Genomic DNA, 13,053 nt, shown 5'->3' with positions numbered 1-13,053 from the left:
TCCCCACGGTGGTGGGGGTGGGTGTGGGGTAAGTTGTCGGCCTATTAGTACCGGTCGGCTGCGCACGTCGTTGGTTCGTGCTTCCACCTCCGGCCTATCAACCCAGTGGTCTCGCTGGGGGCCTCTCGCACCTAAAGGGTGCGTGGAAATCTCATCTCGAAGCGAGCTTCCCGCTTAGATGCTTTCAGCGGTTATCTCTTCCGAACGTAGCGAAGCAGCGGTGCACCTGGCGGTACAACTGCCATACCAGAGGTTCGTCCGTCCCGGTCCTCTCGTACTAAGGACAGGTCTTCTCAAATTTCCTGCGCGCGCAGCGGATAGGGACCGAACTGTCTCACGACGTTCTGAACCCAGCTCGCGTACCGCTTTAATGGGCGAACAGCCCAACCCTTGGGACCAACTCCAGCCCCAGGATGCGACGAGCCGACATCGAGGTGCCAAACCATGCCGTCGATATGGACTCTTGGGCAAGATCAGCCTGTTATCCCCGAGGTACCTTTTATCCGTTGAGCGACGGCCATTCCACAATGTACCGCCGGATCACTAGTCCCGACTTTCGTCCCTGCTCGAGCTGTCGCTCTCACAGTCAAGCTCCCTTGTGCACTTACACTCGACACCTGATTGCCAACCAGGCTGAGGGAACCTTTGGGCGCCTCCGTTACTCTTTAGGAGGCAACCGCCCCAGTTAAACTACCCATCAGGCACTGTCCCTGACCCGGATCACGGGCCGAAGTTAGATGTCCAGAGTGACCAGAGTGGTATTTCAACGATGACTCCACGAGCACTGGCGTGCCCGCTTCACAGTCTCCCACCTATCCTACACAAGCCACACCGAACACCAATACCAAACTATAGTAAAGGTCTCGGGGTCTTTCCGTCCTGCTGCGCGTAACGAGCATCTTTACTCGTACTGCAATTTCGCCGAGTTCATGGTTGAGACAGCGGGGAAGTCGTTACTCCATTCGTGCAGGTCGGAACTTACCCGACAAGGAATTTCGCTACCTTAGGATGGTTATAGTTACCACCGCCGTTTACTGGGGCTTAAATTCTCCGCTTCGCCGTGAGGCTAACAGGTCCTCTTAACCTTCCAGCACCGGGCAGGAGTCAGTCCGTATACATCGTCTTGCGACTTCGCACGGACCTGTGTTTTTGATAAACAGTCGCTTCCCCCTGGTCTCTGCGGCCCTTACCCGCTCGCACCAGCAAGTGGTGTCCACGGTCCGGGCCCCCTTCTCCCGAAGTTACGGGGGCATTTTGCCGAGTTCCTTAACCATGATTCTCTCGATCGCCTTAGTATTCTCTACCTGATCACCTGTGTCGGTTTGGGGTACGGGCGGCTGGAACCTCGCGTCGATGCTTTTCTCGGCAGCATAGGATCACCGAATCCCCCCACGGATGGGGGTCCCGTCACGTCTCAGGCGCATGATCCGCGGATTTGCCAACGGATCGCCCTACACGCTTAGACCGGGTCTACCATCGCCCGGCTCGGCTACCTTCCTGCGTCACACCTGTTAATACGCTTACCTCCCCGGTTCAGGTCCCACGCTCCCCGCCACCGGTGACGGCCAATGGCCGGCACCTGGTGCGGTTCGGGTGGTTAGTGTCCCCGGTTCGATATGGGCGGTTCTTCGCCGGTACGGGAATATCAACCCGTTGTCCATCGACTACGCCTGTCGGCCTCGCCTTAGGTCCCGACTGACCCAGGGCAGATTAGCTTGACCCTGGAACCCTTGATCATCCGGCGGACGGGTTTCTCACCCGTCATTCGCTACTCATGCCTGCATTCTCACTCGTGTGGGCTCCACCACTGGGTTACCCCGCAGCTTCACTGCCCACACGACGCTCCCCTACCCATCGCACCACCTGAACCAAGGACCACGAGGGCCCCGGCTGGGTATCGTTGGTGCAATGCCACAACTTCGGCGGTGTACTTGAGCCCCGCTACATTGTCGGCGCGGAATCACTTGACCAGTGAGCTATTACGCACTCTTTCAAGGGTGGCTGCTTCTAAGCCAACCTCCTGGTTGTCTAAGCAACTCCACATCCTTTCCCACTTAGCACACGCTTAGGGGCCTTAGTTGGTGGTCTGGGCTGTTTCCCTCTCGACTATGAAGCTTATCCCCCACAGTCTCACTGCTACGCTCTCACTTACCGGCATTCGGAGTTTGGCTGACGTCAGTAACCTTGTAGGGCCCATCGGCCATCCAGTAGCTCTACCTCCGGCAAGAAACACGTAACGCTGCACCTAAATGCATTTCGGGGAGAACCAGCTATCACGAAGTTTGATTGGCCTTTCACCCCTACCCACAGCTCATCCCCTCCATTTTCAACTGAAGTGGGTTCGGTCCTCCACGCGCTCTTACACGCGCTTCAACCTGGCCATGGGTAGATCACTTCGCTTCGGGTCTAGATCACGCCACTCACTCGCCCTATTCAGACTCGCTTTCGCTACGGATACCCCTCACGGGTTAACCTCGCGACGTAACACTAACTCGCAGGCTCATTCTTCAAAAGGCACGCCGTCACCTTGTAGGGCTCCGACGGATTGTAGGCACACGGTTTCAGGTACTATTTCACTCCCCTCCCGGGGTACTTTTCACCTTTCCCTCACGGTACTGGTCCGCTATCGGTCATCAGGTAGTATTTAGGCTTACCAGGTGGTCCTGGCAGATTCACACGGGATTTCACGGGCCCCGTGCTACTTGGGTACGTGCACCGTGCGGCAGCAACGATTTCGTCTACGGGACTCCCACCCTCTACGGCCCGGCACTCACACCGGTTCGACTATCGTCCTGCACTCACACGCCCGGGCCGGCAGACCCGGGACGACACGCCCCACGACCCCGATGATGCAACCCCTGCCGGGTCTCACACACCATCGGTTTGGCCTCTTCCGCGTTCGCTCGCCACTACTGACGGAATCACTGTTGTTTTCTCTTCCTGTGGGTACTGAGATGTTTCACTTCCCCACGTTCCCTCCACGCACCCTATGAATTCAGGTACGGGTCACCACGCATAACACGCGGCGGGGTTTCCCCATTCGGAGACCCTCGGATCACAGCTCGTTTATCAGCTCCCCGAGGCTTATCGCAGATTACCGCGTCCTTCATCGGCTCCTGATGCCAAGGCATCCACCGTGCGCCCTTAAAAACTTGCCACATGATCACAGAACACACCGACCCACCACCACGACCACCGGCCCCCTCCCGCAAGGAGAAGGACCCGCTGCCCGCAGCACTGGGCGGCGATCAATCACGAACTTGAGGCACCACAACCACCGCCGAGACGCCCGAAGACGACCCCTGCGACTGCTGCGGCACCAGTTCTTAAGATGCTCGCGTCCACTATACAGTTCTCAAACAACAACCCGCACACCCCACACTCACGGGCGGAAGTCACGACCATCAGGCCGTCACCGCCGCCGGCGGGGCGCCGGGAACCAAAGACATCTCACCACCCACCACGAACCCACCACCCCTCCACCACCGCCCCCGCAAAGGGGACCAGCAGCGCAGGAACCGGTGCGCCCGGGTCGGGGCCTGTTGTCTCAGGACCCAACAGTGCGCCATGGACCGCTCCTCCACCGGACGTCCCCCACCGTTCCACCACCACCACGACCACCGGGGCAACCCGGCAGCCCGCGGTGAGCGGGTACTGAAGAAGAGAACGACCAGCACCTAAGGTGCGGCCGCTTGCCTGCTGATGTTCCACCCATGAGCTCACCCCACCGGCAGCACCTACGGCTGCTCGAAGCGGGGGCGACCACCACACGGTGGTCAACGGCTCCTTAGAAAGGAGGTGATCCAGCCGCACCTTCCGGTACGGCTACCTTGTTACGACTTAGTCCCAATCGCCGGTCCCACCTTCGACGGCTCCCTCCCACAAGGGGTTAGGCCACCGGCTTCGGGTGTTACCAACTTTCGTGACTTGACGGGCGGTGTGTACAAGGCCCGGGAACGTATTCACCGCAGCGTTGCTGATCTGCGATTACTAGCGACTCCGACTTCATGAGGTCGAGTTGCAGACCTCAATCCGAACTGAGACCGGCTTTTTGGGATTAGCTCCACCTCACAGTATCGCAACCCTTTGTACCGGCCATTGTAGCATGCGTGAAGCCCAAGACATAAGGGGCATGATGATTTGACGTCATCCCCACCTTCCTCCGAGTTGACCCCGGCAGTCTCCTATGAGTCCCCACCATCACGTGCTGGCAACATAGAACGAGGGTTGCGCTCGTTGCGGGACTTAACCCAACATCTCACGACACGAGCTGACGACAACCATGCACCACCTGTCCACCAGCCCCGAAGGGAAACCCCATCTCTGGGGCGGTCCGGTGGATGTCAAGCCTTGGTAAGGTTCTTCGCGTTGCATCGAATTAATCCGCATGCTCCGCCGCTTGTGCGGGCCCCCGTCAATTCCTTTGAGTTTTAGCCTTGCGGCCGTACTCCCCAGGCGGGGCACTTAATGCGTTAGCTACGGCGCGGAGGACGTGGAATGTCCCCCACACCTAGTGCCCAACGTTTACGGCATGGACTACCAGGGTATCTAATCCTGTTCGCTCCCCATGCTTTCGCTCCTCAGCGTCAGTAACAGCCCAGAGACCTGCCTTCGCCATCGGTGTTCCTCCTGATATCTGCGCATTTCACCGCTACACCAGGAATTCCAGTCTCCCCTACTGCACTCTAGTCTGCCCGTACCCACTGCCGACCCGGGGTTGAGCCCCGGGCTTTCACAGCGGACGCGACAAACCGCCTACGAGCTCTTTACGCCCAATAATTCCGGACAACGCTTGCGCCCTACGTATTACCGCGGCTGCTGGCACGTAGTTAGCCGGCGCTTCTTCTGCAGGTACCGTCACTTGCGCTTCTTCCCTACTGAAAGAGGTTTACAACCCGAAGGCCGTCATCCCTCACGCGGCGTCGCTGCATCAGGCTTTCGCCCATTGTGCAATATTCCCCACTGCTGCCTCCCGTAGGAGTCTGGGCCGTGTCTCAGTCCCAGTGTGGCCGGTCACCCTCTCAGGCCGGCTACCCGTCGTCGCCTTGGTGAGCCATTACCCCACCAACAAGCTGATAGGCCGTGAGCCCATCCAAAACCAGTAAACCCTTTCCACCCCCACCATGCGGTGGAAGGTCGTATCCAGTATTAGACCCGGTTTCCCAGGCTTATCCCAGAGTCAGGGGCAGGTTACTCACGTATTACTCACCCGTTCGCCACTAATCCGCCCAGCAAGCTGGGCATCATCGTTCGACTTGCATGTGTTAAGCACGCCGCCAGCGTTCGTCCTGAGCCAGGATCAAACTCTCCGTCAAAAAACAGAAAACCAACCCGAACACCCCACCACAAAGCAGGACACCCGGACGATCCAGGCTGACACCGTCACCCACCCCACGGAGGCGGAACGAGCAACGGCCAATCAACCAAACAAAACATTTGGCATCAACAAACATGGCACACTATTGAGTTCTCAAACAACAGACCAAGAACCAGACCCCCAAGGCCCAGAACTCGAAGAAAGAAAACCGCCCAGCACCACGATTCCTCGCGGCCGCCGAAGCAACCTGTCCAGCTTATCCGTTCCGCACCCCTGCTGCAACCGGCGGTTCCCGCTCAGCGGGCACCGGCTCGTTGCGACCGGATGGGTGGTTTGCCTGGATCGGCGGCGTCGGACCGGGGCGATTTCTCGCGTCCCCTGCGGCGACTCGGAGTACATTACACACGCTCCGCGGGGGCGTCAACAGCACGGAAGGAAGCCGGGCGGCGCCCCCGGGGGCGGCTGCGCTGCGGGGTCCGCGACGGTGCTCCGGCGGTCGGCGCACGCGGTGCGCGAACGGCCCGGCCGGGACCCGGGCACGGGCCCGATCGTGCGTAGGCTGATGGAACACCGTATCCGCGACCCGAAAGGACAGCAGATGAGCACCTCACCGGAAGAACTGCCGGAGACTCCCGACACCTACGAGGGCGCCGCCGAGCTGGACCCGGACCACTGGCGCGACGACCCGCTCATCGAGGGCGAGGACGCCGAGGAGTCTGAGGAGCCGGCGCGCGTGGACCTCGACCACCCGGACGTGCCCAGCGAGCAGGAGGAGCGCGACGAGATGGAGGAGGACCGCTACGAGCAGGGGGAGGAGCAGATTCCTCCCTACGAGCCGCGGATGGGCGAGGCCCTCGCGGACCTGGACGTCCCGGAGAACCACGCCTTCGAGGACGAGATCGACTCGAGCAACGACTCGTTCCACGCCGGCGGTGACCCGCTGGACTGAGCGCCGGCGGTGCGCCGCGCGCTGCGAACGGACGGGGCCCCCGGTCGGATCTGCCGACCGGGGGCCCCGCCCGTTCGTGCACCGGCCGCTCAGGCGAACGCGGAGAGCCCGGTGATGCTGCGCCCGATGATCAGCGCCTGCATGGTCTCGGTGCCCTCGTAGGTGTGCAGGGCCTCGATGTCCGCGAAGTGGCGGGCCACCCGGTTCTGGATGAGGATGCCGTTGCCGCCCATGAGGTCGCGGGCGTTGGCGGCGATCGATCGGGCGGCGCGCGTGGAGGTGTACTTCGCCAGCGACGCCTGCTCCCCCGTGAGGCTGCCCGCCTCCTCCCGCTCGGTCATCCGCGCCACCAGCACCTGGATCTGCGTGAGCTCGCTGAGCATCCGGGCCAGCCGCTCCTGGACGATCTGCGACGCCGCCAGGGGCCGGCCGAACTGCACGCGCTGCTTCGCGTACTGCACGGCGGTCTCGTAGCAGGCCTGGGCGTGGCCCACCGCGCCCCACGCCACGCTGATGCGGGTGGCGAAGAGGACCTCGGCGGTGTTCTTGAAGGAGCGCGCTGCGGGCAGGGCGTTCTCCGCGGGGACGAAGACGTTCTCCAGGCGGATGTGCGCCTGGTGGATGGCGCGCAGCGCGAGCTTGCCGCGGATCGTCGTGCCCGTGTACCCCCCGCTCTCCTGCGGGACGACGAACCCGCGGACCTGGCCGTCCTCGTCGGAGCGGGCCCACACCACGGTGATCCCGCCCATGGACCCGTTGCCGATCCACTTCTTCTCGCCGTTGAGCACCCAGCCCCCCTCGGCGGGGGTCGCACGGGTCTCGAGGCTCACCGAGTCGGACCCGTGGGTGGGCTCCGTGAGGGCGAACGCGCCGAGCAGCTCCCCGGTGGCCATCCGCGGCAGGTACCGCTGCCGCTGCTCCTCGGACCCGCACACGGCGATCGAGCGCATGGCCAGCCCGCCCTGGACCCCGGAGACGGTCGCGATGGAGCCGTCCCCGCGGGAGAGCTCCATGCTGACCAGGCCGGCCGCGGTCTTGGACATCGGTCCGTACCCGTCGACGGCCACGCCGTCGCGCAGCAGGTCGAGCTCGCCGAGCCGGCGCACGAGGTCGAGGGAGTACTCCGACCGGTCCCAGTGCTCGCCGATCACGGGCAGCAGGTCCTCCTGGACGAAGGCCCGGGCACGCATCCAGTGCGCGCGGTCGGCGTCGGAGATCGCGTCGAACGCCCCGGCGGCGTCGGTGCCGAGGGCCTCGCCGAGGACGTAGTCGGGCTCGACGGTGCCGGCGGGGAACAGGTTCTCGCCGGTCTCGGGGATGGCGCTCATGTAAAGGATCCTTCGTTGTGCGGCGGTGCTGCCGTCGGGCTGCGGTGGTGGTGGTGCGGGAGCCGGTCAGTGCTGGTGGAAGCGCCGGCCGGTGACGCGCTCGGCGGCGCCCACGCGGTCGAGGTACGGGGTGATCCCGCCCAGGTGGAAGGGGTAGTTGGCCCCGAGGACCATGCACAGGTCCACGTCCTCGGGGCCGGCGACGACGCCCTCCCGCAGCATCGCGGCGATCTCCTCGGCGAGGGCGTCCTGGATGCGGGCGAGCAGGCCCGCGGCGGAGCCCGGCGCGCCGGCGGCGCGCTCCGGGTGCGCCGCCCGGGTGCGCTCCAGCAGCGCGGCCGCCCCGGCCGCCAGGTAGCCGTCGGCGCCCGTGGCGGGCTCCTGCTCGGTGGGCAGGACGTGCGTGAGGCCTGCCCCGACCACGGCGTCCAGCCACGGGGAGCCGGCGAAGCGGTCGGGGTAGGCCCGGCGCATCGTCTCGCCCACGTGGTGCTGCACGGCCGGACCCACGAAGTCGAGCAGCTGCAGCGGGGTCATCGGCAGGCCCAGGGGGTCGGGGGCGTGGTCCGCCTCGCGCACGTCCGTCCCGGCGTCGACCGCCCGGACGACGACGTCGAACAGCCGGGTCAGGACCCGGTTCACCACGAACCCGGGGGCGTCCTGCACCCGCACGGCCGTGCGGCGCAGCGTCGCGGCGAGGCCGAAGGCGGTGGCGAGCGCGACGTCGTCCGTCCGCTCCCCCGCGACGATCTCCAGCAGCGGGGTCACCTCCACCGGGTTGAAGACGTGGAAGCCGACGACGCGCTCGGGGTGCGCGAGGTCCCGGGCCATCGCGGTCACGGACAGGGAGCTGGTGTTGGTGGCGAGGACCGCGTCGGGGCGCACGAGCTTCTCCCACTGGGCGAGGACCGCCTTCTTGACCTCGAGGTCCTCGAAGACGGCCTCGATCACGAAGTCGGCGTCCGCGAGGTCCTCGGGCCGGGTCGCTCCGGTGACGAGGGCGGAGAGCTGCTCGGCCTGCTCCGCGGTGATCCGGCCCTTGGCGGCCTGGGCGGCGAAGCGGTCCCGGGTCTGCTGCACGCCGGCGGTGAGCCGGTCGTCGTCGAGGTCGGTCATCACCACGGGGATCCGGGCGCCGCCCGCGATGAGCGAGGCGAGCTGGCCGGCCATCAGACCGGCGCCGATGACGGCGGCCTTGCGGAGCGGCCGGGGCTCGGCGTCGGGCACGTCCGCGGCCCGCCGGGAACGGGTGGAGACGAGCTCGAAGGCGTAGAGGGAGGCCTTGGCGACGTCCCCGCGCACGAGCTCGGCGAAGGCGCGCACGGCCTTCCCGCCGTTCTCGGTGCGGGACTCGGTGCGGGCGTCGGCGACGAGGTCGACGGCCACGAGGGGGGCCGGGGCCGCGCCGTGCCAGGTGCGCTCCGCGCGGTCCCGGGCCAGGGCGACGGCGTCGGCCCACTCCCGCTCGCCCGTGCCGCCGGGGGTGCCGGCCCGGCGGCGGGACTCCCCCGCCTCGAGCGCCCCGAGCCGCCCGGCCACCCACTGCTGCCAGCCGGCCTCCCAGTCCTCGGTCCCGGGGGCGGCGTCGAGCACCGCGTCCACGAGGCCGAGCTCGAGCGCCTCCGGCGCCTTGAGGTGCTTGCCCCGCATGGAGTCGAAGACGATGATCCGCAGGGCGGCCGCCGGGCCGATCAGGTGGGGCAGCAGGTGCACCCCGCCCCAGCCCGGGAAGAAGCCGAGCCGGCACTCCGGCAGCCCGAGCGGTCCCGTGCGGCGGTGGGCGACGCGGTGGTCGGTGTGCAGGGCCAGCTCCAGGCCGCCGCCCAGGGCCTGGCCGGTCACCAGGGAGAACGTGGGGACGGTCGCGTCGGCCAGGAGCCCGAAGGCCTCGTGGCCCAGGCCGACGTAGCGGTCCGAGTCGCCGCCGAGCTGGGCGGAGCGGATCTCCTTGAGGTTCGCCCCGGCCCCGAACGACCGCTCGTTGCCCGTGACCACGATCGCCTCGACGGCGGACTGGTCGATGGCCCCGACCGCCTCCCGGAACCCGCGCAGCGCCTCGGAGCCCCAGATGATCAGCCCGCCCGGCGTCGTCGGGTCCAGCCGGACCAGGGCGACGGGCCGGTGGCGGCCGGGGAGGACGGGGTGCTCGACCCGGACGGTGACGGTCGAGGGGAAGGACGCGGTCTCCGCGGTGGGTGCCATGGACGGACTCCTGGTCGGCGTGTGATGGACACCACTGTCGTTGAGACTCAGTCTCATGTCAAGGCATTCAGTCTCAAAGTCCTTGTGCGGCCTCCGCCGCCGCAGGGAGGCCCGTTAGTCTGGGTGCTGATGATCGACGTGCTGCCTCCCCAGACCGAGCGCCTGGCGTTCCGCCGCTTCGACGCGGCCGACGTCGAGCCCATGTACTCCTACCAGAGCCGTGAGGACTACGCGCAGTACGCGTGGCGCGGCCCGCGCACGCGCGGGGACTGCGAACGGGCCGTGGCCGACAACAGCGGGCTGCGCCCGTGGGACCGCGACGGCGACCACGTGCGCTTCGCCGTCTCCCCCCGGGGCTCGCGCGAGCTCTTGGGCGAGATCGTGCTGACCCTGACGGACGCGGAAGCGGCCCAGGTCGAGATCGGCTGGGTCGTCCACCCGGACCACGCCGGCAAGGGCTACGCCTCGGAGGCGGCCCGCGCGGCGCTCGAGTTCGCCTTCGCCGAGCTGGGCGCCCACCGCGTCCGCGCGAGCCTGGACGCCCTCAACACCGGCTCCGCCAAGGTCTGCGAGCGCATCGGGATGCGCCGCGAGGCCACCCTGCGGCAGAGCCACCGCCAGCTGGGCCAGTGGCGGGACGAGCTGGTCTACGCGGTCCTCGCCGACGAGGTCTGAGCCCGCCCGTCCAGGGCGTCCCGCACGGAGGCCACGACCGTCTCGGTGTCGGCGCCGGGGTCCAGGACGGTGACGACGACGGCAGGGCGGGCCGCGGCCTGCCCGCTCGCCCCGGCCCGGCCCGCGGCGTCGTCGAACCCGGCCAGCAGCGTGCGGGCGAGGCGCTCGGTCTGCGCGGCGAGCTCGGCGGACGGGTCGGTGCCGGGCGCGCGCAGCCAGCCGCGCAGGTGGGCGTTGTGCACGGCCACCGCCGCCGCGGGCAGGGCCGTGGCGACGGTCTCGCGGTGCGGGCTCTCCGGCAGGACGCGGCGCAGCCAGCCGCGGAAGACGCGCTCGTAGCGGTGGGACGTGATCAGCTCGCGGTCGCGCAGCTGCGGCACCTGCCGGAGCAGGGCGTGCCGGACCAGCGTGCGGTCACGGTGGTCGAGGTGGTGGCGGAAGACGAGCAGGACGCCCTCCCGCAGCACCGCCGCGGGGTCGGCCCCCGGGTGGGAGAGCAGCCGCTCGAGCGCCGCGAGGTTCGCCGCGTGGTCCGCGAAGACGATGTCCTCCTTGGACCCGTACTTGCGGAAGAACGTGGCCCGGCTGATCCCGGCGGCCTGGGCGAGCTGGTCCACGGTCGTGGCCTCCCAGCCCTGCTCGGCGAGCAGCCGGATCGAGTCGGTGACGACGTCCGGCGACGCGCCGGGGGTCTGGGTCATGGTGCCTCCTCCGCTCGATCGTAGACGCCCGCACCCCGGCGACCGGCGCGGCCGGGGTGCGGCCGGGGTGCGGCCGGGGTGCGGGCGGGGCCGACGGTCAGCCCGCGGCGCGGTCCGCGTTGGCGTGGATCGCGTCCCGCACGTACTGCGCGAGGCCGGGCTCGAGGTCCTCGTAGGTCCGGGTGAACCGGGGGTCCGCCACGTACAGGTCCCCCAGGTGGCGGTGGAACTCCGGCGTGAGGTCGTAGAAGCGCTCGTGGATCTGGCGCCGGGCGGCCTCGGCGGCGTCCATCGCCTCGGCCGAGGTCGCGGGCCGTCCCGCCCGCTTGGCCTCGGCGAACCGGCGGTTGAGGGCCTGGGCCTCCTCCGCGATCCGCCGCCAGTCCGCCTCGGTGTAGCGGGAGGCCCGACGGCGGGACTGCTCCCACGCGTCGGTGCCGCCCCACCGCTGCTCGGCCTCGGCCGCGTACTCGTCGCTGAAGCCCTCCCCGAACAGCTCGCGCTGCTCCTCCGGGGTCAGGTCGGTTCCGGTCATCTCTGCCTCCAGTGCTCGGTCGATCGCGGCGACGAGGTCCTCCAGCTCGGTGAGCCTCGCCCGGACGGTCTCGCGCTGGCGGCGCAGGTGCACGACGACGGCCTCCTCGTCCTCGGCGGCCAGGATCCGCTCGATCTCCCCGAGGGAGAAGCCCAGGCGGCGGTAGACCACGACGTGGCGCAGCCGCAGCAGGTCCGCCGCGGTGTACAGGCGGTAGCCGCCCGCCGACCGCTCGCCGGGAGTGAGCAGGCCGACGTCGTCGTAGTGGCGCAGCGTGCGCACGGTGACGCCGAAGCGCTGTGCCACCTGCCCCACGGTGAGCCTCTCGTCCGCCGCCGGTCGTGTTCCGTCCATGTCCTCCACTGTGGACCCTCCCGTGGCGTGAGGGTCAAGGCCCCGGCCGGAGCGGGGGCTCAGCCCGCGAACGGCAGCACGGGCAGTCCCGGCACGGCCACCCCCACGGCGAACAGGGAGCCGGCGGCGGGGTCCTCGTCGGCGTCCAGGTTCTCCCGGGAGGTGGTGATGTAGAGGGTCCGCAGGTCGTCTCCGCCCAGGCAGCACGCGGTGGTCTGGCGCGCCCCGACCTCCACCACGGTGTCGAGCTCGCCGTCCGCCGTGTAGCGGTGCACCTGGCCGGCGCCGTGCAGCGCCACCCAGACAGCGCCCTCGGCGTCCACGGTGAGCCCGTCGGGGTGGACGTCGCCCTCCTCGAGCTGCGGCACCACGAAGGTCCGCCGGCCGGTGAGCCCGCCGGCCTCGGACCAGTCGAGGACGTCGACCTTCCCGGTCGGCGTGTCGTTGTAGTAGGCGCGGGTGCCGTCCGGTGACCACGCGATCCCGTTGGAGACGGTGACCCCCTCGAGCACGGGCTCCCACGTGAGGTCCGGGTGCACCCGGTAGAGGGTCGCCGCGCCCTCGGCCTGGTCGTAGGCCATGGACCCGGCGTACAGGCACCCGTCGGGGCCCACGCCGCCTTCGTTCATCCGGATCCCAGGGCTGTCCCAGAGCAGCTGGGCCGGGTGCACGGCGCCGTCGGGGTCCTGGAGGGCCACGCCCCGCTCCACGGCGAGCACCGCTCCGCCGGTGGCTCGGGGCCGCACGCACGCCACGACGTCGCCCACGTGGGTGCGCAGCACCCGGCCGTCGGCCCCGAGGGACAGGACGTCCCCGGCGAGCATGTCGACCCAGCGCAGCCCGCCCCAGCGCTCGGACCAGCAGGGCCCCTCGGCGTGGTAGGCCACGGAGTCGGTGATCCGTTCGGCGGTGAGCCGCTGCACGGTCATCTCAGGACCTCCGCTCGCGCGCGGCCGGCTGGGCCGTGCCGGGGGTCGGGTCCGGGTGGGGGA

The 13,053-nt window shown here is 67.8% G+C and carries 7 protein-coding genes and 2 rRNA genes; 2 read left to right on the top strand and 7 right to left on the bottom strand.

Features of this window, described 5'->3' with window-relative positions:
* Positions 1-24 precede the first annotated feature (24 nt).
* Together ACYSMR_RS11095 and ACYSMR_RS11090 are read right to left on the bottom strand one after the other, a co-directional pair.
* Positions 25-3,158: ribosomal RNA gene (locus tag ACYSMR_RS11095) — 23S ribosomal RNA — on the bottom strand.
* Positions 3,159-3,791: 633 nt separating this feature from the next.
* Positions 3,792-5,315, bottom strand: a 16S ribosomal RNA gene (locus ACYSMR_RS11090).
* Together the 16S and 23S rRNA genes form the textbook arrangement of a ribosomal RNA operon.
* A 600-nt stretch (positions 5,316-5,915) precedes the next feature.
* Here ACYSMR_RS11090 and ACYSMR_RS11085 point away from each other — a divergent pair.
* Complete coding sequence (locus ACYSMR_RS11085; protein WP_251332086.1) at positions 5,916-6,266, top strand: hypothetical protein; 351 nt, start codon at positions 5,916-5,918, stop codon at positions 6,264-6,266.
* An 89-nt stretch (positions 6,267-6,355) separates the two neighbouring features.
* Here the strand turns inward: ACYSMR_RS11085 and ACYSMR_RS11080 are convergent, their stop codons facing one another.
* The gene (locus ACYSMR_RS11080) at positions 6,356-7,594 is read right to left on the bottom strand and encodes an acyl-CoA dehydrogenase family protein (protein WP_461745256.1); all 1,239 of its coding nucleotides are present in this window, start codon (positions 7,592-7,594) and stop codon (positions 6,356-6,358) included.
* Positions 7,595-7,660: 66 nt separating this feature from the next.
* Entirely contained in the window at positions 7,661-9,796 is a 2,136-nt protein-coding gene (locus ACYSMR_RS11075) for a 3-hydroxyacyl-CoA dehydrogenase NAD-binding domain-containing protein (protein WP_461745254.1), read from the bottom strand.
* 129 nt (positions 9,797-9,925) lie between these two features.
* Here ACYSMR_RS11075 and ACYSMR_RS11070 point away from each other — a divergent pair, with 129 nt between their 5' ends.
* A complete protein-coding gene (locus ACYSMR_RS11070) occupies positions 9,926-10,471 on the top strand; it encodes a GNAT family N-acetyltransferase (protein WP_461745252.1) in 546 nt (181 codons plus the stop codon).
* Here ACYSMR_RS11070 and ACYSMR_RS11065 read toward each other — a convergent pair.
* From ACYSMR_RS11065 to ACYSMR_RS11055, 3 genes are all read right to left on the bottom strand, one after another.
* Entirely contained in the window at positions 10,444-11,172 is a 729-nt protein-coding gene (locus tag ACYSMR_RS11065; RefSeq protein ID WP_461745250.1) for a TetR/AcrR family transcriptional regulator, read from the bottom strand. The two genes, ACYSMR_RS11070 and ACYSMR_RS11065, sit on opposite strands and share 28 nt — an antisense overlap.
* Positions 11,173-11,269: 97 nt before the next feature.
* Entirely contained in the window at positions 11,270-12,061 is a 792-nt protein-coding gene (locus ACYSMR_RS11060; RefSeq protein WP_461745248.1) for a MerR family transcriptional regulator, read from the bottom strand.
* Positions 12,062-12,120: 59 nt separating this feature from the next.
* Positions 12,121-12,990, bottom strand: coding sequence for an SMP-30/gluconolactonase/LRE family protein (locus ACYSMR_RS11055; protein WP_309126370.1), 870 nt, complete (start codon positions 12,988-12,990; stop codon positions 12,121-12,123).
* Positions 12,991-13,053 lie beyond the last annotated feature (63 nt).

The sequence above is a fragment of the Kocuria sp. U4B genome, assembly GCF_054875615.1.
The sequence above is the reverse complement of the archived record's forward strand: the minus strand, read 5'-3'. Positions and strand labels throughout refer to the sequence as shown.

What these genes read in the sequence shown, in the direction of transcription:
- ACYSMR_RS11075 (WP_461745254.1), bottom strand. Translation starts at nt 9,796, where the DNA reads ATGGCACCCACCGCGGAGACCGCGTCCTTCCCCTCGACCGTCACCGTC.
- ACYSMR_RS11060 (WP_461745248.1), bottom strand. Translation starts at nt 12,061, where the DNA reads ATGGACGGAACACGACCGGCGGCGGACGAGAGGCTCACCGTGGGGCAG.
- ACYSMR_RS11070 (WP_461745252.1), top strand. Translation starts at nt 9,926, where the DNA reads ATGATCGACGTGCTGCCTCCCCAGACCGAGCGCCTGGCGTTCCGCCGC.
- ACYSMR_RS11065 (WP_461745250.1), bottom strand. Translation starts at nt 11,172, where the DNA reads ATGACCCAGACCCCCGGCGCGTCGCCGGACGTCGTCACCGACTCGATC.
- ACYSMR_RS11080 (WP_461745256.1), bottom strand. Translation starts at nt 7,594, where the DNA reads ATGAGCGCCATCCCCGAGACCGGCGAGAACCTGTTCCCCGCCGGCACC.
- ACYSMR_RS11055 (WP_309126370.1), bottom strand. Translation starts at nt 12,990, where the DNA reads ATGACCGTGCAGCGGCTCACCGCCGAACGGATCACCGACTCCGTGGCC.
- ACYSMR_RS11085 (WP_251332086.1), top strand. Translation starts at nt 5,916, where the DNA reads ATGAGCACCTCACCGGAAGAACTGCCGGAGACTCCCGACACCTACGAG.